Here is a 26,020-nt window from a genome sequence, read left to right on the forward strand (position 1 = left end):
TATCTGATGACCTACTACAACTGGGAGCGTCCCCATCAGCACAACGATGGTATACCACCTGCAAAGGCGGAAGAAAAGCTTAACTTACTGTCCGGTAAAAGTTGACCACTACAGAGCAAGCCCCGGCCTAAGCTGATGCCGGTGCCCATGCCAGCTTTAGAGGCTTCGGTTGAGCTGGCATTGCCCGGCGGCATTCAGATGCAGTTACCAGTATCAGCCCTTGAGCAAACCCTTCCCTTGCTCTGGCGCCTACTACGGGAGCAGGGGTGATGCTGCGTCCGAAGCAGTCCGCGCAGACCTACTTGTACATGGAGCCTGCCGATATGCGCAAGTCTATCAACGGCCTGGCGGCGCTGGTCGAGCTAGAGATGGAGCTATCTCCTGCACTGGAAATCCTCTTCGTGTTCTGCAATCGCGGTCGCGATAAAATCAAACTGCTTTACTACCCGCAGACCTACGTTGACAGCTACGCAAAAGTGGCACACTGCAAGCTGTATACAACAAAGACGCCAATCACTGCAGCAGACCTTCTGAATGACCGTGTGCTGCCATTCTACGCTTCGCATGAGCTACCTGTGCTGCGTATCCTGACTGATCGTGGCACCGAGTACTGTGGCAAGCTGGAGCAGCATGATTATCAGCTGTATTTGAGCGTGAATGAGATTGAACATACGAAGACGAAAGCCCGGCATCCACAAACGAATGGTATCTGTGAGCGATTTCACAAGACTATTCTGCAGGAGTTTTATCAGCCGTCACTACGACGCAAGATTTATGGCTCGCTGGAGGATCTGCAGATGGATCTAGACGAATGGCTCAATTATTACAATAATGAACGAACCCACCAAGGCAAGAAGTGCTGTGGCCGTACGCCTGTACAAACGCTTGAAGATGGCAAAAAGATCTGGATGGAAAAGTTCGTGAACTGAACCTGACCTGACAGACCACCGTCAGAAAAACCGGTAACTGTCAGATCAAGTCTGAACTACTACATTTAACCATCGCCGCATTCTCGAGCCGATTGGCGATATGCCTCCAACCGAATACGAAAACCTGTATTATCAGCAAGCCGAGTCTGCCCAAGTGGCATGACTCAAATCAAATTGCCTCCGGCAAACCCAGGGTGATTCAACTAAGGTAACCCTATACCTATAAGTGACGGCTGCCGGGAAACCCGGACCCCGGTACTTTGTCCAATGGTATCCCTTGCTGTATGATTTACTGTCAATGAAACACGCTCCATCCAGATTTCGCACCAGGCTGGCCTCGCTGGCGACCCTGCTCCTGCTAATATTCCAGGTCCAGGCCGTGTTGGCCTGTGAAATGATGGATCGCCCGGCACCGGCGGCAGTCTGCTGCTGTGACCATACGTCCACAGACTCCGAACCCCCGATAGACTGCTGCGAGTTTGAGGCCCAGGTTTCCCTCAAAACACCCCTGGATGATCACCAGGCAGCCCTCACCACTACTGCTCCCCTGACGCTCGAACTACCGCAGTTTGCACCGCCGCCAAATTACCAATGGCCGCAGATACTGGCCCCGCCCGTGCCACCCGGTGTCACCGGCCCCATTTCTCACCTCCCCCATCCCGGCAACCGCACCTGGCTGGATACCCTGCGCCTGCGTATTTGATCGTTCCCTTTCTCTGACACCCAATGTCCCCATCACCATTTGAGTGCGCGGGGTTTCAGAATCATTGTCCGAGGAGCGAACCTTGACTACCAAAAACCCCGCTGCTGTCCTCAGCAGACAAAAGACCACAATCGCCTGGCGCACCGGCAAGAGAACCCTCTCCAGCCAGGGAGGGAAAGCATGAATCGCCCTAAAAGCATTGGCTTCCTGGCCTTGGGTCTTATGCTTGCTGCGGCGGCAGGGGCCTTTTACTGGAAAGACCGCTTTCCACTGACGGTAAATACAGCGGCGGAATTTATCCAGACCGGCCCCTTCCAGGTTGCAGTATCCATCGATCCACTCAAACCCCGTGCAGGCAGAAACCAGATACGTATCGAAGTTCGGGATTCACAGGGCAATCCGGTAGCCGGTGCCCAGGTGCGCGCTGTGGCGGAAATGCCCGCCATGGGCTCCATGCCGGCGATGCGGGCCCAAGCGGCATTCAGCGAGACAGCCCCCGGCGTTTTTCAGGGCGAAATGGAACTGGCTATGGTGGGTGCCTGGCCAATGGTGGTGGATGTGGCTACCGGCCACGATCAACACGTGGATCTCTCCTTCGACTTGAGTACCAACCGCAAGGGGCTGCGCCTGAAGTCGGCACCCCAGGCTTCCGATGCGGCCTATTACACCTGTGCCATGCACCCTTCGGTCAAATCCGCTGAGCCTGGAACCTGCCCCATTTGCGGTATGGATTTACAGCCGGTGCGTCACGGGGAGTTAAACAGCAACAGCCTTGTAGTGGAAAGTGCCAGGCGCCAGGCCATCGGTATCAGAACCGGCATGGTGGAACGCAAGCCCTTCTCACTGCCTGTGCACCTGCACGGCCAGGTGACTTATGATGAAACCCGCCTGCGCGATATCAGCCTCCGCTTCGATGGCTGGATCGGCGATCTGGATGCGGACTTCGAGGGCAAACAGGTCAACCGTGGCGAAGTACTGTTTACCGTGTACAGCCCCGAGCTGCTGGCAGTACAAGACGAATACCTGAAAGCCCATCGCCGGGGCGATGCCCTCGAGCAGGCAGCGCGCAGGCGTTTGCTGCTGTGGGGGCTTTCCGAAGCACAAATTGACTGGCTGGCAGAGCAGCAGAAAGCACAGGACTATATACCGATCTTTGCCCCGGCCAGCGGGGTGATTATCGAGAAACATATCGTCGCCGGCTCCTCCTTTGAAAAAGGCAAGAACCTGCTGCGGATAGCCGATTTAAGCCGGATATGGATTGAAGCCCATGCCTACGAAGATCAGCTGCCCCTTTTGCAAATCGGTATGCCTGCCAAGGTGCGTCTAACCAATGTACACCACCGGGAGATACCGGCCACGCTTACCCAGATAGACCCCTTCCTCAACCACAGCAACCGCAGCGCACGCCTGCGTGTCTCGCTACCCAATGCCAATGGTGAACTGCGCCCCGGTTTGTTCGCGAACATCCTGCTCAGTGCCGAGTTGGGTAATCAACTGGTAGTGCCGCGGGATGCCGTGCTGATATCCGGTAACAAACGCATTGTATTTCGCGATCTGGGGCAGGGCCGCCTGGAGCCGGTTCAGGTCCGCACAGGCTACGGTGACAGCGACCAGATTGTGATCCGCTCCGGCCTTCTGGCCGGGGACAGGATAATCACTTCCGGCGTTTTTCTGATCGCTGCGGAAAGTCGTTTGAAGTCGGGGGCGCAGCAATGGTAACTCCCGAATCGAAGGGTCTGATTGCACGCATTATCGGCCTCTGTGCCGGCAAACCTGGCATTACCCTGGTCCTTGTGGCCATAGCCGCACTGGCAGGCTACCGCACACTGATAAACATCCCCCTGGATGCCATCCCGGATTTATCCGATGCCCAGGTTATCGTGATGACAGAGTGGCCCGGTCGCAGCCCTGACCTGGTGGAGGACCAGATTACCTACCCTCTCTCCACCGCGCTGCTGGGCCTTCCCAAAGTCAAATTTGTACGGGGCCAGAGTTTCCTCGGGCTCAGCTTTGTCTATGCCATTTTTGAAGATGGCACCGATATCTACTGGGCCCGATCGCGGGTTCTGGAGTATCTGAACCAGGTGGCAGACCAGCTGCCAGAGGATGTACAACCCACCCTGGGCCCGGATGCCACCGGTGTGGGATGGGTATTCCAATACGCTCTGGTGGATCGCAGCGGCAGGCACGACCTGCAGGAACTGCGCGCCCTGCAGGACTTCAAGCTGCGTTACTGGCTCACTTCGGTAGCCGGTGTTGCCGAGGTGGCCTCCATTGGCGGCTTCGAGAAGGAGTATCAGATTCAAATCGACCCCTACCGCCTGGGGATGTTCAATATCCCCCTGGGCAAAGTGGTCGAAGCCATCCGCCGTAGCAATAACGATACCGGCGGGCGTGTATTGGAAATCGCCGGTCACGAACACATGGTGCGCGGCCGCGGTTATATCCAAGGCGTCGAGGATCTTGAGCAAGTCGTCATCGGTGTCAACGCGGCAAATATTCCCGTGACTCTCAACCAGGTTGCCGATATCAGCCTGGGACCGGCCATGCAGCGCGGTATTGCCGAACTCGATGGCGAAGGGCAGACCGTGGGCGGTATTGTCATCATGCGCTACGGGGAAAATGCCCTCAAAGTGATCGAACGGGTCAAGCAGCGTATCGAGGAAATCAGGGCCGGCCTGCCCGAGGGCGTGGAACTGGTCGTGACCTATGATCGCTCCAACCTGATCAACAGCGCCATCGACAACCTCAAAAACACCCTGCTGGAGGAAATGCTGGTGGTCGCAGCGGTGATTGCGCTGTTCCTGCTACATGCCCGCTCCGCACTGGTAGCGGTCATCACCCTGCCCATCGCCGTGCTGCTGGCTTTTATCCCCCTCTCCATCCAGGGGCTGACTGCCAATATTATGTCCCTGGGCGGCATCGCCGTGGCTATCGGTGCGATGGTGGATGCGGCTGTGGTGATGGTGGATAACATCCACAAACAGCTCGCGGCAAGCGCTGGTAAACCGCTCTCTGCAGGGGAGCGCAGACAATTGATCGTCGGCGCCATGCAAGAGGTGGGCCCGAGTATTTTCTTCTCCCTGGTGATTATCACGGTTTCCTTCCTGCCGGTATTCGCATTGGAAGCCACCGAGGGCCGCCTATTCAAACCCCTCGCGTTTACCAAAACCTACAGCATGGCCTTCGCCGCGCTGCTCGCCATCACCCTGATTCCGGCCCTGGCAGTATTGTTGATGCGCGGTAAAATCCGCAGCAACGAGAACCCGATTACGCGCGTGCTGGTGAAAACCCTGCAGCCCGCGATCCACTATTGTATCCGGCAGCGCAAAGTGGTTGCCGCTTTGTCATTGCTGGCGCTGGTCTCGGTGGCCTACCCCATCAGCAGGCTTGAGGGTGAATTTATGCCGCCGTTGAATGAGGGCAGTATTCTCTATATGCCCACAGCTCTGCCCGGCATGTCCGTGACCGAGGCGGGCAAGGTGCTACAGCAGATGGATACCGAACTGAAGCGGTTCCCCGAGGTGGAACGGGTATTCGGCAAGATCGGGCGTTCCAACAGCGCAACCGATCCGGCGCCACTCTCCATGGTCGAAACCGTGATCACTCTAAAACCAAAAAGCGAATGGCGGCCGGGCCTTAGCTGGGATGATCTGCTGGCGGAAATGGATGAAAAGCTGCGTTTCCCCGGCATGCCCAATATCTGGTGGATGCCGATCCAAACACGCACGGAAATGTTGGCTACCGGCATTCGCAGCCAGCTCGGCATCAAGGTATTCGGGGATAGCCTGGAGGGAATCGAACAAACTGCCCTGGCGGTTGAGGCCGCCTTGCGCAGCGATGAGCGCACGGCAGTGGAAACGCGCAGCGTCTTTGCCGAACGGCTTACCGGTGGTTACTTTCTGGACTTTGATATTGATCGCACAAGGGCTTCCCGCCACGGCCTCAACATCCAGGACATCGAGGATGTGATTTCCGCTGCCGCCGGCGGTCTCGCCGCCACCCAAACCATTGAAGGACGCGAACGCTACGATGTCCTGGTACGCTACGCCCGCGATTACCGCGATACCCCGGAGCAACTGGAACAAATATTGGTGCCGGCATCGGACGGTGCCCAGATACCACTGAACCAGTTGGCAAACCTCAATTACCGCACGGGCCCACCGATGATTCGCAACGAGGATGGACAACTGGTGGGGCTGGTATTTGTCGACCTGAAAAGTGGAGTCGCTGTTGCTGACTATGTGAGCCGCGCCCGGCAAGTGGTTGCGGATCAGGTCACCCTTGTACCCGGCCAGCGCATTGCCTGGGCCGGCCAATACCAGTATCTGGAACGCGCCAAATCCAGCTTGCAATGGCTGGTACCACTGACGCTACTAGCCGTTTGCTTCCTGCTTTATCTGCATCGCGGACGCCTGGCTGACACACTCTTTGTACTTACAGCCATGCCCATGGCCCTGATCGGCGCCTTCTGGCTGTTGTACCTGCTGGAATACAAACTGAGCGTTGCTGTGTGGGTTGGTATGATTGCCATGGCGGGGCTCGCGGCAGAAATGGGACTGTTGATGCTGCACTACCTGTCTGTTGCGGAAAGCGCTTCGACTGATTCCGTGCCCGATCCTGACGACTCCACCAGATATGTAGCCCAAGCCGCAGCCGGCCGCATTCGCCCGATGCTGATGACCAGCCTTACCCTGCTGATTTCTTTAGTACCGGTCATGGTCTCCGACGGTACTGGCGCAGATGTCATGAAACGCATTGCCGCACCCATGGTCGGGGGCACGGTAAGCGCGCTGCTGTTTGTACTGCTGGTGATGCCCGGGATATTTTTCCAATGGCAGAGGAGAATCCCCCATCGGGAAGATAGCCATAACCCTTAAAAATCCCCAACTGGATCTGGTTGCCCTTGCGGTACCCATCCGCAGTCACTGGGCAAACCAGCCAGGTGGTGATGCCCTTTCATCGAGCCAGTAATCCAATTGGTCTTTGAATTTCCGCTAAATGGCGCTGCGCAGTGAGGGACAAATTGCACAGCTAGTCCCAGAGCCAATACCGTTTGGATTGTGATTCCGGGACTTCGAGTAGAACTAAGATACTTCAACTGTGAACTTTGGACGAGCAGTTTTGGCAGTCAAAAAAAACCAGGGCATGGACAGAATACTCAATGTCATGGCTACCCGAGTATGTCTGAACCACTTATTTACTGGATTTATTATAATTTTTACTATGGACTTATTTGATAACGACTTTTTAAGTGTATTTTTTACAGGTCATATTAATGTGCTTCCTAGATTAATATCGCGACCCTCTGTCCCGGCTGGAGTACATCTTTCAAGCGCTTACGCGCTCCCTAAGCTGAGGCTGATTGTTTGCTGGTAACACGTATGCACCTGTAAGCTCCCGTGTTGTCCAATCGATAACTTGTCAGATTTCCTGCTAAACACATGATGCTTGTCAGATTACTCACTCTTCCACTGCTGCTGATTACGCTCGCCCAAGGCACGCACAGCTATGAATTGCTGTATACCGCAAAGATTGAGCCCGATACAAAACTGGCCCATATCAGTATCGAATTAAGCGGCGAACAGCTGCCCAATAAACTCACCCTCAACCTGGAGTCGGGCCGCTACAAGAACCTGTCAAGCAGACAGCCATTGGTGATTGAGGAAAATAGGGCTATCTGGCATCCCACTGGCCCCAAGGCAAAACTCAGCTACAGTTTTATCATCGATAACCAAAGAAATAACGGCAGTTATGACTCGCGGATTACCGAGGACTGGGCAATACTCCGTAGCGACAGGCTGATTCCCCCCATTTCAACAAACGGCAAGGGCCACGCCAATGCCCGCTTACAGCTACAACTGCCCAAGCACTGGTCCGCCGCCCTGCCCTATCCGAAGGTTGACGAGCACCTGTACCAGCTGTCGGACCTAAATCGCCGATTTGTACGCCCCAAAGGCTGGATGATCGTGGGAAAAATCGGCAGCCGCCAGGACTGGATCGCCGGTACTTCCACCTCGGTTTCCGGCCCCCTGGGAGAAAATATTCACCGCCAGGATGCTCTCGCGTTTCTCAATTGGAGCCTGCCGGAAATCAAGAAGATCTTTCCTCTATTTCCCGACCGTTTGCTGATCGTAACGGCCCGTGACCCCATGTGGCGTGGAGGGCTTTCCGGCCCCCGCTCTCTGTTTATGCATGCAGATCGACCATTGATCAGTGCAAACCGCACCAGCAGCATGATCCATGAGCTGATCCATGTGGCCACAGGTATCCACGGCGACGACCAGAGCGATTGGATCGTCGAAGGTCTGGCTGAATTTTACTCTCTGGAAATTCTGCGCCGCTCCGGGGGAATCAGTGAAATCCGCTATCAGGAAGCGATGGACAAACTGATGGAATGGGGGCAAAAAGCACCAACCCTGCTGGTGAAGCGCTCCTCCGGTCCAGTTACTGCCCGTGCTACGAATGTAATCATGACGCTGGATAAAGAAATTCGTGCAGTTAGTGGCGGAAAGGCGAGTATTGACGATGTGGCCCGGGAACTGGCCCGCACCAGGGGAGAGGTGACCCTTGATCGCTTCAGAGTGCTGTCGGAAAAAGTAGCTGGACAGCCAGTGAAGACACTGGCAATCGGGAATCTCACCGACAAGGGACGCTGATCAGCTAAAAAACAGCAAGCACCCACAAAAAAAAGCCCTGACGACGGGGGGGAGAGCGTCAGGGCCAAGACCATTAGGAGTGAAACTTGGAGGATTTCATCCTTGCTACACATCGGGCAATTACCAATATGGTGCGCCCTTCTGACGTTACTAAACACGTTTTGGGGGGAGACGTGTTAGCCAGATAAAAACAGTATCGGACACCAGTGAAAGATTTCCAGCAACCAAAACCTCAAATCTAGAACAAATAGAAATAGGTTTATTGGCAACATCGCTAAAAGTTATTATGTCAATTACCCTAACGCACTAAGAGGGCTTTAATTCAGTTTTTTTCATATAGACACAAACAAGGCTTGACTAAGCGGCGGCAGCCCCTAGAATAGCCCCCCTCTTATAGTCACGTGTACGTAACTATAAGAAAACGCTAGGATTTTTCAGTTTTATCCGATAAAATCCGGCACGTTTGGGTTCCGTGTCTGACGGAATAATAGGCTAGGTGGCAGAGTGGTCATGCAGCGGACTGCAACTCCGTGTACGCCGGTTCGATTCCGACCCTAGCCTCCATTCTTACCCCAGATAACAATATCTATCCGGCCCGAGTGGTGAAATTGGTATACACAAGGGATTTAAAATCCCTCGGCTGTCATGGCCATGCCGGTTCGAGTCCGGCCTCGGGCACCATATAAATGTTTAAAATCAATCAGTTAGTAGCTTTGTGGTGCAAATCTGGTGCAGTTCACCTTAGCTCTTCAACATCGCCAGGAACTGAACTGATTCCTCCTCAGCTAGAGTCAACCCATACTTCTCCACTATCGCCATAAATCGTTGAACATAGATGGCCTGCACTGGCTCATAGGGTAGCATCCACTCATCAGGCCCCCTGCCCCCTTTACTCTGGTTTCAACCATCATCAACAAGCCATAGATTTCAGGGTCTTCTGCAAACTGCCGCTTCAACTCTACAGTCCAGTCTTCACCCCCGTCGTGCTCGTGGGTCCATGAAAGCAGGACGATATGTTCAACATCCAGGTCAGAGGCCAGGGGCTTCCCTTAGCGCAACCTGCTTTTCTCTTGATGGATGAGGGGCTACTGTGACGGCCACCTGCTGAGCCAACACGACTGAAACGGAATGATTTCATGAGCAATTTCTGCCCAATATTGTCGAACACCCAATATCGGTTTCCAGGTAATCGATGGTACCCATGACATCTTCCTCTGTTGTCAGCGGGTTAATAGTGCAGAGTCGAAGCACACTGCGGTCTTTGAGCTTGGTCGAGGATACGCACGCGTAACCGCTGTCCGACAAGGCCTTTGCCCTGGCGGCATGCTGCCGGGGAGTCCCATTTTTAAGGGAGAAGCAGACAACGCCAATTTGAGCAGGCGTGATCACCTCCCATGTTTCAGGCCTGGAACGTAAGTAGGCTTCGGCAAATTCTGCCAGTTTGATGCCGTGATTGATCGCTTTTCGAAATCGCTCAATACCATATGTACGCAAGCTCATCCAGAGTTTTACCGCTCGTGATCGACGTGTGAGCTCCAAACTGCGGTTTCGAAAATCCACCTCGCCGGCGCCGGCTTCAACATCCTTTAGATACTCCGGATTCATGCTGAAACAATGCTCAAGTGCGCCGGGACGACGAACCAGGACACAGCCAACGTCATAAGGCTGAAACAGCCATTTATGCGGATCCAGGACCAGCGAATCGGCTCGTTCGATCCCGGATAAATACTGACGCCCCTGTTGGGTAATCGCAGCCGGCCCCCCGTACGCGCCATCGACATGAAACCACAGATCTTCCTGTTGACAGATGTCCGCGATTTCGTGCAGTGGGTCGACAGTTCCCGCGTTGGTGGTTCCCGCAGTTCCGATGATCATCGAAGGACGCCTGCCTGCAACCCTGTCTTCCTCAATGGCTCGCGTCAGGCACTCCATCGACATTTTGTAGTTCTCGTCACTCTCCAGTATTCGGATATGCTGCTTTGGCCAGCCCATTTCTCTAAGGTTGCGGACCAGTGACGAATGCGTCTGGTCGGTCAGGTAAACGACGCCCTTGCCGTAAACCGAGCGGGCCACGGAAAACGCCGTCAGGCTGGCATGGGACCCGCCACTGACCAGGATACCTTCGCTTCCTTCGGGAAAGCCCATTAACTGCCACAACCACTCGATAACGATGAGTTCAAGCGTCGCCGGGCCCGAGCCGCCAGCCCAGGACGCAGCGATTGCGTTGAACCCGGTCCCCAGCCATTCACCGAGAACGGCGGCAAACGAACTGGGGCCGGGCACTCTGGCGAAATAACGTGGGTGGTCGCCTCTTTGCTGATGCCGTAAGGCGACTTCAGCAAGCAATGCCAGTGATGCGTCCGGATCCATCGGCTTGTTCGGCAAGGGGGCGCCAAGAAGCGCCATCAAGTCGGCAGGCGAACCCGTAAGCACGGCATCTTCAACATTCTTACGCATCAAGCGGTCGACGACCAGATCCACCACTTTATGGCCCAATCGACGCATCTCTTCTGCTTCCAGCCCAAGAGTGTCAGCAGGGTAGTAGAGCTCATTATCGGGGTTTATTTTGGAAGTAGTCATAAATCACCGCGGCCTTAAGGGGTTCTGTGCGAGTAGAGAGTTACAACCAATGCTGGTGTTTGAGAGTTTGAAAGAAAGCAGCGTATCTGGTTGATTTATTGTCACCAAACAATAAACCAAGAGTACGCCGCGATGAATAAGAATACCGTTGTTGAGTTTACAGGTCGACAGCAGATAGCTGATCCACTGACAAAACTACTACGCCGGGGCGCACGAGATCTGCTTAAGGAGGCAGAGGACCACTTGAGTTGGGGGAGACCAGTACAGGCTACAGTTGCTTCTATCCTTATTATTTCTCTTGAATCAATTTGATAACAGCTTCAGCTGTTTTATAAGAAGAGGCTGGATTTTGACCTGTGACAAGTCGGCCATCGATAACGACATTAACCTTTCTTACCGGCGCTTTTTTGAACTTAGCCCCACGTTCAATTAAGCTAGTTTCAAGTAAAAATGGCATTTTATCTTTCACTCCAGTAGTATCTTCTTCCTCATTTGTGAAAGACGTGACAGATTTTCCTTCAATTAAATAGGAACCATTCGATAGCTTTACATTAATGAGAGCAGCAGGCCCATGACACAACGCAGCAACGATATCGCCGTTTTCATAGATTTGACGTGTGACTTTTTGAAGGCTCTCTGAGTTTGGGAAGTCCCACATAGGGCCATGACCGCCTACAAAAAAAATAGCCTTGTAATATTTTGGATTAATATCAGAGATAGAAATTGTATCACCAGTCTGATTCATTAAACCATGATCATTATAAAAAGCCTTATTATCAGCGTCTGACAGGTCAATGCTGCGCGGGTCGACAGGTGCATACCCGCCAAGTGGGCTTGCAAAATCGACATCGAATCCAGCTTTGGTAAACGTATAATAAGGGTGCGATAGTTCAGGTAAAAAATAGCCTGTAGGCTTGTTTGTACCTTGTATTTGGGAAGTGTTTGTAACGACCATTAAAACCTTTCCTTGGTCTTCAGCAAAAGCATTCCCCGATGAGAGTTGAAAAAAAATCAAGAAAATTGAAGAAATAATAGTAAACAATATGTGCATATTAAAACCTCTTTTATTTCAACTATTGAGCTTAACAACTAAACACCTTCCCCTCGCAACCATTTTGATACACAGAACACTAACTCTAATATTTGATCGGAACTAGGGCATGGATTATATTGAGTACGATAGCTACTTGAGCGACCATATCAAGTAAAAGGCAAAGGTTTTATGAAAAAGTTCTAAAATACAATTGCCGAAGGATCAATCAATAAAACTGAAAGAAGGTTGTCGCCAAATGTCATGTTTGGACTAAACTACTCAACTCCATCTAAAAGGTGGACATTGCTCTGTGATGTCCTTTCCGCCAACGCATTGATCCGCTTTTGAATTGCATCCAATTTCATCTGCTTGCCCTTACGCGGAATATCCTCGGCCAGGATCTCCAGGGATAGACTCCCAGGCCTGCATAGCCACAGCCAGATTCAGCATCCGATAGACACACTCGTCGGTCACCTCTGCCTGGCGCACCAAGACATCTACCGTGTTGTCGGCTATGGCTGACACCAGGATACTCTCCACTCTGGCCGGACATTCCATTGTGCGCCCACCTGCGGTGACCTTGACGGTGTTGTCCGGGTGAATCACTGCGCCCTGGACTTTCAGATTCAACTGGTCAACCTTGCCGTCGTTGTTGACGTCCTCTTCCATCCGAGTTACCTGCACGCGGATTAATTCATCCACGAACTGCCCATTCGTAATTCGGAAGGCCACCTGGGCCTCCAGCAGTCCAGTCACATCGACATTGGCGTTTTCATAAGTGGTATTGTTCACAGGTTTTCCTTGTAAAAAAAATGTTCACAAAGCAAAGCTAGGGCTTGTGCCTTTGGTTGTGGGTAATGACCCGGTGCTGGGAATCCACACCGGCGGCATAGCTGATATTGCCCACGCTGATCTTGTACACGGTGCGCAGGCCGGCACATTCGACCTGCTCGACGGTTTCCCAGGTGAGCGGCTCCTCTTTATGCAGCACACCCAGTTTTACTCCCTGACAGTGCTGGGCTTCGTACACTGTGCCGTGTGGATCAGTGACGGGGGTTTCACGACTGCAAAGCACCTGGGCACCGCTTGCCGTGGTGAGTAGTACACAGGGCACTTCGTGCTGGGGTTTAACTTTGTGAATGGGTGCCAGGTGGGTATCCCTGTCACCAATATCCCAACAGTCGATCCGATCCCCCGCTTTGCAGTGATCAGCCAGCAGCTTTTTTGTCAACCAGGTGCCGGCAGCCACGCACCAGGAATCGTCCGGCACGGTGCCGCCACCGCCATTGGCAGGGGTTCTGATGGTACCGACCGAACGGCGCCAGGTGTTGCCAGCAAGCACCGGAAAGCTGGTGGTGGCCTTATAGGTTATGACGGTTGCGTGTAATCACTGCGTACACATTCCACACCAGGCCCAGCATGGCGATAATCACCCCTAGCACCTGCAGCGGAGTGGCAGGGGTTTGTGTCAGTCCTACGCCCGCAACGGTTACTGTGGCGCTTCCGGCTTCCTGTCCATTCATGGAATCACGCTCTCCAGGCATAAAAAAAACCGGCTCAGTGGCCGGTTTGTGGGGTTGGGTGTCTGTTAGAGACAACAATCGCAAGATAGCTGCTTTATATTCCAACCATAAAGCACCAAATCTACATAATCGAAAAATTAAAAATAGATTGAATTTTTTATTTCTGATATCCGCCAACCATACTCATAATTCATTTGTTTTTTTCATAAACAGAGAGCAACCAGTTATAAAAATAACTTACGATGCAACGCAAAAATCGAAATTGCTTTACACTAAACTCATGCTAGGCTAGAAATTTACACACACATTTATGGAGAAAACTTGTGAAAATATTAAAAATTATTTTGATATTTCTGGGTTTAATTGCCATTTATGGGTTTCAAGATGAAGCAAAAAAAGAGAAAGCACAAATTGACAAAAGAACAGATATTGTCAGTAAAGAAAGAAGAGTATTGATTGACAATAGGCTACCGGCTGGATCTAAATTAATTTTAGCGCCAGGAGGTAACCCAGACCCTGCTCTCTGCTGTGGATGCTGTGGTAATCAGTGTGAAAAGCCAAATAATTCAGGTTGGAGTTGCCAAAACTGCGCCACATTACATCCGTTCTCCACTTGTATGGGCACAATCAAAGCTTGCCCAGATGGTGAAATTATTACTGATTCTGGTCTAGGTGATTGCAATGTAGATCGGTAGTAAAAATTTCATATTTTCTCGGTATTGGAGCAGTGGAAAATAGTATTGTTCACGTAGCATAGCGAGTCTTTTCCTGAATATAATATTATTTTTTGCGGCAATTTAAACAGCTGGGCCAGCTAATATTATGCAGGACAAGCTCGGTACCCTCCATTCACTGTGACCATGGCAGTAAAATTAGCCCTGGCCGTTGGTTTTGCGGGTCATGGGCCCACCCCCACATAGCTGCTCACCATGGCCCCCTGGGAGGCGATAGCGATCTCGCCGGAGTCCCAGCACTCGGCCAGGCGGCAGGCGATGTCGTGAAGCTCTGGCTCTCCACACTCCATGAGTTCTGCCGTATTGCGGCACAGCTTCAGCAGGAAGGCCTGGGCATAGTCTCGTGCGGTGATGCGCCCCTCTATAAGCAAATTAATTTGAGTAGTGATGATCAGCAGCAGAAAGCGTCTACTGTGGTCCTCGGGACAGTTACCCAGACCACTGCTATCCGCCTCAGCGTGGCAGCGATAACAGAGATGCGCAGTCATAGCATCGTGGGGCTTGATTCCCCGGCCCTTACCGTAGCTGTGGCTGCGCTGGCCCTGGTAGTGGGCGGCCACTGTGGTGCCCTCGTTATTACCACAGCGGACGCAATCACGGCCTTTGGCCAGCCTCAGTAGATTCGGGATGCGGGTGGGTTTCATGTACCCCTGGGTATCTCCAATCCGAATAGCGAGCCCATCCATACGCCCTCTCCCTCAGCAACTCCAGTTTATGAAACCTGAGGAAGAAGCTTTCTCCAGGCGTAAAAAAACCGGCTCAGTGGCCGGCTTGGGTGGTTGGATAACAGCGGCTAGCACCGCCCTGCGAAGGGCCCTAGCTTATTGCTTGCGTTTATTAGGGTGACGTGCTGGGGTCATGTTCGATATTTTTCAGAAACTTGGTGATGCTTTTGGCTAGAATGACGTCCCTTCCTTCAGAGTGAAGCCATAGACGGACAGAACCATCACAGTGCCGAATAAGAAAATTGCCATCTAGATCGGCACCAATTATTGAAGCTGACTTTCCCAGCCACCATGGGGCGTTAATCGGTCGCCAATCTGACTCCCTCAGAAGGCAAGCTAATGAGAAGCAGTGACAGTCATCTTTGTACAGGCGGTAAAGCCCCAAGTTATCGATTGTCTTGTCTAAGCTAGCCAACTCTAACGCTCCCATAATGGGCCGGAGCACGCAGTGCGGAGGTCAAGCCCCGAAGAGGCGCCATTGATGGGCTTGTTATGTGATTTACGCACAATCATTGATAGAAAAGGTGAATTCACGCAACACCTCACCTGATTTATTAGAGTACCTATAGATTTGCTTTACACCTTTTTTCAATAGCTGATCATGAAACTTAGGTGTGGCACACATGACGCTTGCAAAATTGCTTCTAAGACGGCCTCTATGTTCAGCTTCACTTAACTCAGGTATGGCAGCGAGAATTGTGTAGTCGAAGATAATATCAAGTGATTCCGAGTACACGCGCTCCATTCGAGTATATTGATCCACCATTCTGGGGCTGCCCTTACTTGCTATAGCGGCAAAACTCCTTGTCATGTCGATAGTTAATGCATCAGGGTTTTCTGCGCTACAAACTATTGAAGGCAGAAGCAATGTAGTAGCTATCAGTATTCTTAATTTATTTTTCATCCATTTCCCTGGCACTGAATCTAACATTCACATAACGCCAAAAGCAAGCGCGCATTTATGCGTCGCCTTGCCTTTTTTTGTTAGTGGTTTTGGCACACATCTTTAATGCTTGCGCTTTTTTCATTTGCAGCTAACTCAAATACAACCTTGCCAGCCTTCACAAGTACTTTTTCAGAGAAAACAAATGGTTCAAAGGTGATGCACTGTCTATATATATTTGTAGGCATGAATTTCTCAGGATCAGTGAGCCACCTTTTAAGACCAATTTCACGGACATTTATATCAGCTTTTCGGCTAAAGTCGCGAATATTGATTGTTCCTTGATTTAGCAGGTCGTTATCCGGACGAAATGCGTATAGATCTCCCCAGCATTTAACCCCTCGTACCATTAATTTTGTGCGATAAACCTTTTCTTTGATACCGTCATTATCTATGTCAAATAATGCTGTAGATATATCGTTTGAATAATCCCGTTTTGTTTCATGATCTAGGTTTTTCACAGGCTCAAACTCAAGTAGTTTCGCAGGCTGGTCACCGCAAAACTCACTTCCATACGAAAATGAGCATAATGATATTACTAAGGTTAAGTAAACTAACTTCATGTTTAGACCACTAACGCCGCGTTCACCAGCTTGTCTGGTGCAACGCCTTGTTATAACTCTTTTACATAGAACTGTTTTATTGAAGAAGCTACAACCACAAGTTCCACCGACACCCCATTCTTGAATTCAAATTTCAAAGCATCAGAAAAACCTTGATTATTCGTCATATCCCAAGCCCACAATAGTTCACTGCCTACACAGACTTGAAAAACGGTACTTCGCTTATTTACCACCATCCCTTCTACGGCCATTGATTCTTGTAAACGAATTTCATCAGTTTCCTCAATTGCGTATATATCACAATTCATGGAATGAAAATTTAACCGAATGACTTGAATATCTTCAGTAATTTTTGGGTAACTGAAGGGCTCTACTGATTCAAGCTTTCCGGCACCTTCAACCAAGTCAGATAAATTCACTTCTATCCCTAGGAGTTATAACAGTTTATTAAAGAACCGGTGGCTCACTATCCATTTGGCCACTATTTCTGGGATGGAGCTTCCAAGCTCCGAAGAAAACCCTTTATTTACAGCAGGTTATGAGTTTTCGTTCAAATAATAACCGGAGATAGTGAGCCATTGGCTCAAGTCGCCTGATTCAACCTCTCACTCTTGAACACATTTTACCAATAATTAAATCAATAAGTTAGGGGGAACTTTCTGTGGATGTAAGCCACGTCTCTATAATCCGGGCTAGCGTTTACAGTAACTGCCCCAGCTCGTTGGTTTTGCGGGTCACCGAGCCACCCCCACAAAGCTGCTAACCATGGCTCCCTGGGAGGCGATAGCGATCTCACCTGAGTCCCAGCACTCGGCCAGGCGGCAGGCAGTGTGGTGCAGCTCATCCTCTCCACATTCCATGAGTTCCGACGTATTGCGGCACAGCTTGTGTAGAAAGGCCTGGGCATAGTCTCGTGCGGTGATGCGACCATCTATAAGCAAATTCATTTGAGTAATGACAATCAGCAACAGAAAGCGGCTGCTGTGGTCCTCGGGACAGCTACCCAGACCACTGCTATCCGCCTCAGCGTGGCAGCGATAACAAAGATGTGCAGCCATGGCATCGTGGGGCTTGATTCCCCGGCCCTTACCGTAGCTGTGGCTGCGCTGGCCCTGGTAATGAGCAGCTACAGTGGTACCCTCGTTATTGCCGCAGCGGACGCAATCACGGCCTTTGGCCAGCCTCAGAAGCTTGGGGATGCGGGTGGGTTGCAGGTTCACTTTGTCTCCCTGGGTATCTCCAGTCTGAACTGTGAGCCCCTCCATATGCCCTCCCTCAATAGCTCCAGATTGTGGAACCTGGGAAAGTAGCTTTCTCCAGGCGTAAAAAAACCGGCTCAGTGGCCGGTTTTTTTATTCAGGTGTAAATGTTGCAGCAAGCACAACAGATCCTTATTTGTTATAGCCACTTGCTGACATCTGATAATTCATTATCTTGTTGCGGCGGATATTTATCGTCAAGGAGATATATTTGTGAAGCTCCGCCACCAAAAGCTGCCTCGCGGAAAAATCTTATTTCTAGCTCTGTGTAGCCACCCTCCATTTCTGGAACCAGGTGAACCAAAACTTTAGGCTTTACTAAGCCAAATAAAAGCTTTGGTTGGTCAGAAATTGCATTTTTGAACGTTTCCTCCACCTCTGTAAACTTTCCAGCTAGAGATCTTGGATGATTTAACCCTTCTGAGCGATATTGTTTGTCGGTATTTTCTCCAACGGTTCTCGCTTCGAGATATCCCTTGTAGACCTTAATGTATATTAATTTCTTCATAATCTACTTGCCGCATAACGCCTAGCTCTGGGGAGGGCTGCGTAGCAGACCGTCCCTAGCAGCACCTTGTTATGCGATTGCTTCACTTGATAGTATCTTAATGGCATCAAATTTTGTGAAGAATGCCTGAAAGAATTGAAGGCAGTCATCTTGCGCGGTCATTTTTTCTTGAAAGAATAATACCTCTTTGAAAGAGCGTTGTTTTTGAACTTGAAACACCCACTCTAATTCGGCATTTGTATCATCGCCTTCTTCGTAAAAGGCCGATGAGCCAAGCATGTATGTTCTGGTTTGAAAAATAATATCGCAGTACCAACCCCAGTCTTCATAATCGACCGTTGTGAATTCATATTTGTCCTTTAGTTGATCTTGAATCCAGAGGAGTAGAGATTGACCATAGATTGGATTAATCGGATTTTCATCCTCCCTCAAGATATCGAACTTAGATGTTTTTAGGTGAATCGTAAAATGCATGCTCATCCCTTGGCCGCATAACGCCGTGCTCTGGGGAAAACCGAAGCGCAACGTAGGTTTTTCCCTAGCAGCACCTTGTTATAAGCCGCCGCTCCAATTTTGTGACTGCCTTTAATATTGCTTCTCGATTTTTCGCTGACTTTACCCATTTGGGGAGCCTCGTAAAGTACGACCACTTGGTGCCGCTTGCCACCCTGTGCTGAGCCGCTGTGTATTCTTTTAGGTGCTTGAGATGCTCAGCACCATAAACCCAAACAGTGCCATGACGTGTAGGTTCTTTTAGTACCAACTCAAGACCAAAGAACGGATCAATTGCATGATCAGAAGGTTCGGTGCGTGTAAACTCCAGGGCGACTTCGTTTTCTGAATTACACTGTGGACATTTTGTATTTGATGACTCTGACTTAATTTTGGAGGGATCTTCAAATTCTTTCTCTGCTCGAACCCACTTGTGGCCACAAGAACGACAGGGACGATTACCCATACCAAGAACTGGACCATGCCAACCATCCCGCTCAGTTTTCATTGAGTGTGAACAGCTGTGGCAAAGGAATGTTGCACGCCAATCCCTCCACATAGGATTGCCGTCTATAACACCTACACCACCACACTTTGGACAGACAGCCTCAATAGAGGTCGCCCAATGTAATAGAGGATATCCTTCGTCTATATATCTCGTACTCATACTTTCCTAAGGCTTATAACGCCGTGATAATCGGCATGCGAAGCGCATCGTAGCATGTCCGGTGGAGCCCTGTAGGGGCGGAACGAAATTCATCACCTTGTTATACTATTTTCTATTTGAGGCATATCTAAGTCAGTCAACTTTGCGTTGAAATTATGCCTGAATTCATAATCACCAATATATGCTAGAGCTATGCGTCCATGCCAGATTATTGAAAACTTACCATTCTCTGGGTTACGTAAAAATTTTATTTTATGGCAGGCGGCTGCATCATGGCCAAGTAAGTATATACGAAAAGCTGGCTCATCCCCCTCTTCAATATTATCTGGATGCATATCTACTAACACTTCATAACCATCTAGAAAGTCAGGATTATATTCAGATGCTTTACAAACTTTAAAGCCTCCCTCCAAAGTGCACGCGTGATAGTTACCCCATACAATGGGGGCTTCCCAGTCTGACTCGTATTCTACACCCTCATCATCCTCAATATCTCTTTCTGAGTAGTAAGCATCACTATCTAAATTAAAATCGAACCATACCTCACCATTTTTAACCGTTGCTGCCCACTCAAAAACTTCTATCGGATGACCTTCTGGCCATGGATTATTTTCAAAGTAGATTCTATTCTTTTTCATCAGTCTCTCTTAGAGCATACCATTTATATAGTAGTCACGGTGACTACTATACTTTGATTACCTTCCCTAAATCAATTCTGCGCCAACTCTCCACAGCCCGGATTAAAAACAGCTAGTTACATAGATTTGGCACAATCGTACAAAATATGAACACCCTATCCAGAGTAAAAAACCGGCTCAGTGGCCGGTTTGTTCATTTAAGTATCAAAGTTGCAGCAAGCGCAACATATCCTTATTTGTTATGAGTGTATTCTTTTACTTGCATACGAGTTTACGATACTACTACATATAGCTGATGGTACTGTAAAGATTAACAATAAGACTACACCGCTATCTAAATGGTTTGGAAAGCCTGTTAGTATTGTTAGGGCAACCAACAATATAAGCCCGTTTGCTACGCCCATTAAATAGTTGGGAATTTTTAGCTTATTCTTAAGAGATAAGAATAAAATCCAATTTATTAAACATGATGCCGCCGCTGGAATTAAGCCCATAGCGTAGGCGAAAAATAAAATCCCAAAAGGTAACTTTCCCACCACCCCAGCAACAATAATGGCTCCTATAAATGGGCCGACAATACAAAAGACAACCAGAGAATAAATAGCTGACTTCATTATCTCGATGCTGCGATTACTCATAACCTTTAAATACTGATAACAATGACCACTATTATCCTGATTACTGGCCCGGAATCAATTCTGTGCCACTCCCTTCATACGCCCTACCTTGGGTAGCTCCAGACTGTGGGGCCGTCACGCTTGCCCGGAATAGCTCCAAGATCGTCCAGGTGCAGGAATCTGCCCTTGTGTGGACCATGCTGCTTTACTCCAATACCAGTGAACCCTTCCTCCAGCGCGATCCCCAGCAGCTCATAGGCACGCCCACCAGAAACTGATACATCTACAGCCTGCCCGGTAGTGTGTGTCATGATGGAGCCGATCCTGGCGCAGTGGTCCCGGCAGCGGTAGCCGGAGTTGATTACCATCGGCTTAGCAAACCGCTCCCTCACCCTGATCAGTCGGCGCAGCGTGTCGCCCGAGAAGTGGTTCTTGCCACAACAACGGCAGGACAACTCCTCTTCCGTGAAGTAGTCGTTTTCAAGCATGGGAGTACCAGATACAAAAAAGCCCGCACGGGGCAGGCCAGGAACTATTTCGTCTATATTATTGACTGCGACAAAATCAACTTAAAAGCGGTCTCCGCCCAGGGGAAGGCTATGGATGACATCACCCGTATCAAATGCCTCACCATTGTCATGATGATTATAGGCTTGTTTTTTACCTTTGCTATTTACCCGTTAATGGAATGGTGGTGGCCTGAAGGATGGGGATGGACACCACGGCAGCCCGAATACGAATATACTATTATAGGAACCTATGCAACTCTGGGGGTATTCCTGTTGCTCGCCGCTAAACATCCCATTGCTAACCTCGTTCTGGTTTGGCTCGTAATTTGGTTGAGCTTGGTACATGCAACCATCAGTCTTTTACTTTTTATGCTGGCACCTGATCAAGTCCTTGAAGATAACTTGATCGGTGAGATCCCCGCACAGTATTTAATTGCTGGGGTTCTCTGGTACCTAATACCCAAAAACATTAAATTATTACAACGACTGCACAGCGATAGTGAGTAACTGGCGCCTGGCTATTGCATAGCATCCGAGGGTTGCATCCGTATAGGGCAGTAACTTTGGATCAAAAAGACGACGTGACGCCCCAAAAAACCGCACTAGACTAATTGAAAGCTATCTAGTCTATATTATTGGCCGTGGCCAAAACAATTTAAAAGCGGTCTCCGCTCTGGAAAAAACCATGGACGGCACCGCTCGCGTCAAGTGTCTCCCCATTGCCCTGAAGGCTATAGGTCTATTTTATATCTTTGGCGTTTACCCGATGATGCTATGGGCATGGCCTACGGGATGGGGAAAGATACCGCCGTATCACGAATTTCAACTAATTGGTCTGGCGCTATACGCAACTCTGGGCGTTTATTTAATTCTTGCTGGCCGCAATCTCGCTGCAAACATTGGTCTGATCTGGTTCACTATTTCGGTGAACTTGGTGTGTGGTACCACCATGCTTGTGATGATGGTAGCTAATCGAGTCGAAATGGTAAACTGGGCCGGAAATATCTCCGTACAGTATTTAATTGCCGGGATCCTTTGGTATTTAATGCCCAGGAACGTTAAATTGTTACAACGACTGGACAGTGAAAGTAAGTAACTGGCGCTAGACCATTCTTAACCAAGCGGCTTCACTGGAATCCCCAACCAGTCTTGTGGAAACCCCATGAACTCAAAATCATCAGGGTGAACCACTACGAGCTTCAGCTGGAAATCGTTATAGAGAATCCACCTGTTCCAGCCCTTGGCTATTGCAAAGCATCTGAGGACTTCTTCCATAGGGAAGCAGTGACTCCAAGGCAAACAGTCGAATTGCGAACACAAAAAAGTCTTCGCCAAGCGAACTAGGCCCTAGTTCATCTATATTATTGACTGCAGCTAAATCAACTTAAAAGCGGTCTCCGCTCTGGAGCAAACTATGGATGACATTACTCGCGCCAAGAGCCTCCCCATTGCCCTGAAGGTTATAGGTCTGCTTTTTATCTTAGCCATTTATCCGATGATGGCATGGATATGGCCTGCAGGATGGGGATGGACGCCGCCGCAGCATGAGTACGAACTGCTTATTTTTATTCTACTCGCCATGCTGGGCATATTCCTAATTCGTGCCGCCAAAAATCCCGCTGCCAACATCAGTTTAATCTGGTTCACTATCTGGTTAAATCTAGCATATGCGACCAGTATGCTGTTGATGGTGTTAGCTGATCGAACCGAGCAGGCAAACTTAGCTGGAAATATCCCCGTGCAATATTTGGTGGCGGGCGTTCTCTGGTATCTGATGCCCAGCCACAATTTTTATAAAAACACGGGCCAGTGATAGCCTTTACTCTGTACCAACCAGATAGGCTACAAGCTAATAGATTTCAACTCTTAATCAGGTTCACCTAACATTCAGAGAACTCCAGTTACGAACTTACCTGTTCCAGCGCTTGACTACTGCAAAGCATCTAAGGGCTTCATCTATAGGGGCAGTGGCTCTGGAGTAAACAGTCGAATTACAGCCATAAAAAAGCCCCGCCGGATTAACCAGACGGGGCTTTCAAAGGGGGGTATGGTCCCGCTGCGCATACTTCGCGACAGCTTATCTGAATATAGTATCTTCACGCCTAGGCTGTCAATACATACAGCTTGTATTTAAATACAGTTATGCGGCATTATCCGCCAAATAAAGTGCCTCTGCCGTTCCCTCGATTAAGTTACACATATTCTCCACCCAGGCTTTGGATCGCTTCACCCTTATGCAGGTCTCTCGCATTTCCCACCGGTAGTAATACCTCAACCAAAAAACCAACCTCTCTAACGCAGCCTTTTCCTTGTCCTGGCGCCTGGATATCACATTCAGGTAAGCCAATACTGCGGCATCCGTAAGGGCTGCTCTCTCGTAATCTATCGGTACCGGGCCCTCTCTATGCCCTGAGATCATCCTTCGCCCAAATGCCGCCATACGAGGCCAGCTCACTGAATCCCCCGCACGTTCAGGATAGGCCCTGAACCACTCCCACAAGCGCTCGCGAATGCTGATTTCATTGATCATCTTTTCCCCTATCTCGATTAACCAACAAATTGCCGGAATCTCTTAGGCAGCTCAACTTGGCTCACTCCAGCACCTCCGCAATCAGTACTCGGGTGTAGCCCTGGCCGCGCTTGGCCAGAGCCTGGGTGACTCGGCGCTTAACTACGCACTGGTTGTTGTCGTTCTCAATCAGGCCCAGGCCGTGGGGATTGGTCCGGCTGGGCTTTTCCAGCACATCGATCAGCAGCTTTGTGCCACCCTGCAGGTTGTCATCGTCCAGTTCACCGGCAGATCCGCGCTCAATCTCGATATACACCTGTGCCAGGGGCTCGTTGGGCCGACGCTGACCACTTCTCACCAGGGCTGCCGCTACTTCCATGGCCAATTGCTTTTTCACCGTCCTGCGCTTTCTCCAGTGCATCCGCAGCAGCTGGTTGTTGGATGGTGTGGGCTGGGGCAAGGTGAATTCCAGAGTCCGCATTTGGTACACACTCAAAAAAAATAATTCGATTTGTTACATTCCGGGCAGGGTCTGCCCCGCTTAATCTCGGAAACGGATTCATCGCTCCTGACCCATCCAGTCTCGTAGCCACATTTGCGGCATTGGAATTCAATGGCCCGGCGGCCAGCGCCATCATGGCCAGCATCCAATATGTGCATCATCACTCGTGGTGGCCTTCTGGGCTTGGTACCCGTAGTTGAGAACATATCCAGGGTTGGCATATTTCACCCTCTCCAAATGGCTTCGGTTTACTCTGCCGTCTCTGCAAACAGAGATTTCAGGCTGTCCAGGGTCTGGCGTCCAACCACCCTGGATCGCTCCTGAGCAGTTTTGTTGGGCAGTTTCGGAGGCTCAAACGCTCGGAATATGTGTTCTCCAGGGGCTGGGATACACATACCGACAAACTCCGCGTAGTTAGGCGGCCAGCTGTCGATTTCCCCCTGTCGCGCCGCCTCCTGGTTTCTGTACTCCACGTAATTCATTCCACGGCGCCAGGCCATCTCGCTCAGATCTTGGGTCTTCTTCGCCCACAGCATGAAATCCTCGCTGTAGCAGCCGGCAATCTCATCCGCTTCGGAGTCATACAGGGCATGCTGTGACGACCACTTGTGGCCGTACAGTTGGGTCATGCGTTTCCACAGGGCCAGCAGCAGCGCTTCGTGCCTGGGCTCTAGCGGCTGCGGCGTTGATCTGGCGGTGTTGCTGCTGGAGGCGGTTTCCAGGGCCTGGCGGATGGGTTCCATGGGGTTTTCCTTGCTTGGGAAGCGGGTATTCGTCCTGCCAGTGCAGGTCCGGGCCGAAGAAGGTTTTGGCCTGTTTCACATACTGGGTGCCAGTGTCATTGGTAGCCTCGCAGTACCTGGCGTATCGCACCAGACCGGCTCGAATGGGTTCAAACGGGAATTGTTTTCGCAGGGTGCGGTATGACTTCAGCGCCCCGACCTTGGGATTGCCACCGGCTCGCTTTGGGTAAATCTCCCAGAGTTGGGCAAATTCCTGTTCGATGGGATCGGGTTGATCAGCGGGTGGATCACCAGTGTTTGTATTCTGATCCTGGTTAACTGATAGATTGGTATACTGATACGTCGGATTTTTTTCCGACCTTAGCTCGGATATTTTTCCGAGGTAAGTCGGGTTTTTCCCCGAGATTACTCGGATTTTTCTCCGGCCCTCGGATATTTTTCCGCGGTACCTCGGATTTTTTTCCGACCTCAGCCTTGTTCCACTGAAGCCCCTTCTCCGTCACCCGGTAGTGATCACCGCCATTGATTACTTTTCGTTCAATCAGACCCTTGCGGATCAGCTGTGAACCCAACCGGTAAACGGTATCACGCTTGTCAGAGAGAATAGGCAACTCATCGATGATCTTGCCCTTGCTGAGATATCAGTAGCCACCCTGCTTGTCTGCCCAATACGCAGCATTCAGGATGAAAGAGAACAATGTGGCCTGCTGAAGGTTCAGCTCCCACTCGATACTCTTGGCCTGGTTAATGGAGAGCGTTAATTCCACTTTCGCCTCCGTCCGCTCCTGCGGCTCTTCAATGGTTTTGATAGTGTCCGTTACATCAAGAAACTGCCGATCTCTCCCGGCTGTCACACCACTCCCCAGGTGACGGGTTTCCCGGTACACTGCAAGCTTCCACACCAGCAGCAATACAGACTTTCCCTATGGACGACTCAGACGAGCGCATTGCCGCAGATATCCTGATTGCCTCCCTTCAGCGCGGTGGAGGAAACTCCTCACACTGGCCATCAGGTGAGATGATCGAAGACGACGCCGAGAAACTTGCGAGTGCCTTCCAAGTGATTTACGACGCAGTACGCAACGCGCATAAGAATTAGTGTCTGGACTAGTAAATATCCACCGGCAAAGCCGGTGGCTTTAATCGTGAACCGCTCAAAGCGGTCTGTACGGAACTAACGTTCC

The 26,020-nt window shown here is 50.4% G+C and carries 29 protein-coding genes and 2 tRNA genes; 12 read left to right on the top strand and 19 right to left on the bottom strand.

Features of this window, described 5'->3' with window-relative positions; all coding sequences use genetic code 11:
* The first annotated feature begins 269 nt into the window (after positions 1-269).
* From tnpB to Q1A48_RS17610, 7 genes are all read left to right on the top strand, one after another.
* Entirely contained in the window at positions 270-929 is a 660-nt protein-coding gene (gene tnpB, locus Q1A48_RS17580; RefSeq protein ID WP_299947538.1) for an IS66 family insertion sequence element accessory protein TnpB, read from the top strand.
* A 298-nt stretch (positions 930-1,227) separates the two neighbouring features.
* Entirely contained in the window at positions 1,228-1,632 is a 405-nt protein-coding gene (locus Q1A48_RS17585) for a hypothetical protein (protein ID WP_299947540.1), read from the top strand.
* 180 nt (positions 1,633-1,812) lie between these two features.
* Positions 1,813-3,351 (top strand): efflux RND transporter periplasmic adaptor subunit, encoded by a 1,539-nt coding sequence (locus Q1A48_RS17590; protein WP_299947542.1) that lies wholly within the window; start codon positions 1,813-1,815, stop codon positions 3,349-3,351.
* Entirely contained in the window at positions 3,345-6,512 is a 3,168-nt protein-coding gene (locus tag Q1A48_RS17595) for a CusA/CzcA family heavy metal efflux RND transporter (protein ID WP_299947544.1), read from the top strand. The genes Q1A48_RS17590 and Q1A48_RS17595 overlap by 7 nt, the downstream gene beginning before the upstream one ends.
* 564 nt (positions 6,513-7,076) lie before the next feature.
* On the top strand, positions 7,077-8,291 hold the full coding sequence (locus Q1A48_RS17600) for a hypothetical protein (RefSeq protein ID WP_299947545.1): 1,215 nt from the start codon (positions 7,077-7,079) through the stop codon (positions 8,289-8,291).
* Between the two features lie 490 nt (positions 8,292-8,781).
* Positions 8,782-8,855, top strand: a tRNA-Cys gene (locus tag Q1A48_RS17605).
* A 29-nt stretch (positions 8,856-8,884) separates the two neighbouring features.
* A tRNA-Leu gene (locus tag Q1A48_RS17610) sits at positions 8,885-8,972 on the top strand.
* Between the two features lie 453 nt (positions 8,973-9,425).
* Here the strand turns inward: Q1A48_RS17610 and Q1A48_RS17615 are convergent.
* From Q1A48_RS17615 to Q1A48_RS17635, 5 genes are all read right to left on the bottom strand, one after another.
* Positions 9,426-10,871, bottom strand: coding sequence for an aminotransferase class I/II-fold pyridoxal phosphate-dependent enzyme (locus tag Q1A48_RS17615; RefSeq protein ID WP_299947546.1), 1,446 nt, complete (start codon positions 10,869-10,871; stop codon positions 9,426-9,428).
* A 289-nt stretch (positions 10,872-11,160) separates the two neighbouring features.
* Entirely contained in the window at positions 11,161-11,922 is a 762-nt protein-coding gene (locus Q1A48_RS17620; RefSeq protein WP_299947548.1) for a type 1 glutamine amidotransferase domain-containing protein, read from the bottom strand.
* A 357-nt stretch (positions 11,923-12,279) separates the two neighbouring features.
* Entirely contained in the window at positions 12,280-12,696 is a 417-nt protein-coding gene (locus tag Q1A48_RS17625) for a hypothetical protein (RefSeq protein WP_299947550.1), read from the bottom strand.
* A 37-nt stretch (positions 12,697-12,733) separates the two neighbouring features.
* Positions 12,734-13,246, bottom strand: a complete 513-nt coding sequence (locus Q1A48_RS17630; RefSeq protein WP_299947552.1) for a hypothetical protein — start codon at positions 13,244-13,246, stop codon at positions 12,734-12,736.
* Positions 13,247-13,265: 19 nt separating this feature from the next.
* Positions 13,266-13,448, bottom strand: a complete 183-nt coding sequence (locus tag Q1A48_RS17635) for a hypothetical protein (protein ID WP_299947554.1) — start codon at positions 13,446-13,448, stop codon at positions 13,266-13,268.
* A gap of 302 nt (positions 13,449-13,750) precedes the next feature.
* Here Q1A48_RS17635 and Q1A48_RS17640 point away from each other — a divergent pair, with 302 nt between their 5' ends.
* Positions 13,751-14,122, top strand: coding sequence for a hypothetical protein (locus Q1A48_RS17640; RefSeq protein ID WP_299947556.1), 372 nt, complete (start codon positions 13,751-13,753; stop codon positions 14,120-14,122).
* A 203-nt stretch (positions 14,123-14,325) separates the two neighbouring features.
* On the opposite strand, the gene Q1A48_RS17645 is transcribed toward Q1A48_RS17640, so the two are convergent.
* From Q1A48_RS17645 to Q1A48_RS17690, 10 genes are all read right to left on the bottom strand, one after another.
* On the bottom strand, positions 14,326-14,847 hold the full coding sequence (locus Q1A48_RS17645) for a hypothetical protein (protein ID WP_299947558.1): 522 nt from the start codon (positions 14,845-14,847) through the stop codon (positions 14,326-14,328).
* 538 nt (positions 14,848-15,385) lie between these two features.
* Complete coding sequence (locus tag Q1A48_RS17650) at positions 15,386-15,790, bottom strand: hypothetical protein (RefSeq protein ID WP_299947561.1); 405 nt, start codon at positions 15,788-15,790, stop codon at positions 15,386-15,388.
* A gap of 80 nt (positions 15,791-15,870) precedes the next feature.
* Positions 15,871-16,392, bottom strand: coding sequence for a hypothetical protein (locus Q1A48_RS17655; RefSeq protein WP_299947563.1), 522 nt, complete (start codon positions 16,390-16,392; stop codon positions 15,871-15,873).
* A gap of 50 nt (positions 16,393-16,442) precedes the next feature.
* Positions 16,443-16,811, bottom strand: a complete 369-nt coding sequence (locus Q1A48_RS17660) for a DUF6334 family protein (RefSeq protein WP_299947565.1) — start codon at positions 16,809-16,811, stop codon at positions 16,443-16,445.
* 315 nt (positions 16,812-17,126) lie between these two features.
* Positions 17,127-17,657 carry a hypothetical protein gene (locus Q1A48_RS17665; protein ID WP_299947566.1) on the bottom strand — a complete coding sequence of 177 codons (531 nt, stop codon included), beginning with the start codon at positions 17,655-17,657 and terminating at the stop codon, positions 17,127-17,129.
* A 133-nt stretch (positions 17,658-17,790) separates the two neighbouring features.
* Positions 17,791-18,159 (bottom strand): hypothetical protein, encoded by a 369-nt coding sequence (locus tag Q1A48_RS17670; RefSeq protein ID WP_299947567.1) that lies wholly within the window; start codon positions 18,157-18,159, stop codon positions 17,791-17,793.
* A 69-nt stretch (positions 18,160-18,228) separates the two neighbouring features.
* The gene (locus tag Q1A48_RS17675) at positions 18,229-18,633 is read right to left on the bottom strand and encodes a hypothetical protein (RefSeq protein WP_299947568.1); all 405 of its coding nucleotides are present in this window, start codon (positions 18,631-18,633) and stop codon (positions 18,229-18,231) included.
* A gap of 777 nt (positions 18,634-19,410) precedes the next feature.
* Entirely contained in the window at positions 19,411-19,956 is a 546-nt protein-coding gene (locus Q1A48_RS17680; protein ID WP_299947569.1) for a hypothetical protein, read from the bottom strand.
* Between the two features lie 239 nt (positions 19,957-20,195).
* Complete coding sequence (locus tag Q1A48_RS17685) at positions 20,196-20,570, bottom strand: hypothetical protein (protein ID WP_299947570.1); 375 nt, start codon at positions 20,568-20,570, stop codon at positions 20,196-20,198.
* Between the two features lie 107 nt (positions 20,571-20,677).
* Entirely contained in the window at positions 20,678-21,061 is a 384-nt protein-coding gene (locus Q1A48_RS17690) for a D-Ala-D-Ala carboxypeptidase family metallohydrolase (RefSeq protein ID WP_299947571.1), read from the bottom strand.
* Between the two features lie 111 nt (positions 21,062-21,172).
* Here Q1A48_RS17690 and Q1A48_RS17695 point away from each other — a divergent pair, with 111 nt between their 5' ends.
* From Q1A48_RS17695 to Q1A48_RS17705, 3 genes are all read left to right on the top strand, one after another.
* Positions 21,173-21,589, top strand: a complete 417-nt coding sequence (locus Q1A48_RS17695) for a DUF6632 domain-containing protein (RefSeq protein WP_299947572.1) — start codon at positions 21,173-21,175, stop codon at positions 21,587-21,589.
* A gap of 178 nt (positions 21,590-21,767) precedes the next feature.
* On the top strand, positions 21,768-22,178 hold the full coding sequence (locus tag Q1A48_RS17700; protein WP_299947574.1) for a DUF6632 domain-containing protein: 411 nt from the start codon (positions 21,768-21,770) through the stop codon (positions 22,176-22,178).
* Between the two features lie 318 nt (positions 22,179-22,496).
* On the top strand, positions 22,497-22,895 hold the full coding sequence (locus tag Q1A48_RS17705; protein ID WP_299947576.1) for a DUF6632 domain-containing protein: 399 nt from the start codon (positions 22,497-22,499) through the stop codon (positions 22,893-22,895).
* Positions 22,896-23,222: 327 nt separating this feature from the next.
* Here the strand turns inward: Q1A48_RS17705 and Q1A48_RS17710 are convergent, their stop codons facing one another.
* The 4 genes from Q1A48_RS17710 to Q1A48_RS17725 all read right to left on the bottom strand — a co-directional run bounded on the left by Q1A48_RS17710 (position 23,223) and on the right by Q1A48_RS17725 (position 25,747).
* Positions 23,223-23,612: a hypothetical protein gene (locus Q1A48_RS17710; protein ID WP_299947578.1), complete on the bottom strand. Its 390-nt coding sequence runs from the start codon at positions 23,610-23,612 to the stop codon at positions 23,223-23,225.
* A 61-nt stretch (positions 23,613-23,673) separates the two neighbouring features.
* The gene (locus Q1A48_RS17715; RefSeq protein WP_299947580.1) at positions 23,674-24,072 is read right to left on the bottom strand and encodes a hypothetical protein; all 399 of its coding nucleotides are present in this window, start codon (positions 24,070-24,072) and stop codon (positions 23,674-23,676) included.
* A 269-nt stretch (positions 24,073-24,341) separates the two neighbouring features.
* On the bottom strand, positions 24,342-24,836 hold the full coding sequence (locus Q1A48_RS17720) for a hypothetical protein (protein ID WP_299947582.1): 495 nt from the start codon (positions 24,834-24,836) through the stop codon (positions 24,342-24,344).
* A 641-nt stretch (positions 24,837-25,477) separates the two neighbouring features.
* Positions 25,478-25,747 (bottom strand): hypothetical protein, encoded by a 270-nt coding sequence (locus Q1A48_RS17725; protein WP_299947584.1) that lies wholly within the window; start codon positions 25,745-25,747, stop codon positions 25,478-25,480.
* Between the two features lie 14 nt (positions 25,748-25,761).
* Here Q1A48_RS17725 and Q1A48_RS17730 point away from each other — a divergent pair, with 14 nt between their 5' ends.
* Complete coding sequence (locus tag Q1A48_RS17730; RefSeq protein WP_299947586.1) at positions 25,762-25,935, top strand: hypothetical protein; 174 nt, start codon at positions 25,762-25,764, stop codon at positions 25,933-25,935.
* Positions 25,936-26,020 lie beyond the last annotated feature (85 nt).

The organism is uncultured Microbulbifer sp., assembly GCF_947489355.1.
Classification (GTDB): Bacteria; Pseudomonadota; Gammaproteobacteria; order Pseudomonadales; family Cellvibrionaceae; genus Microbulbifer.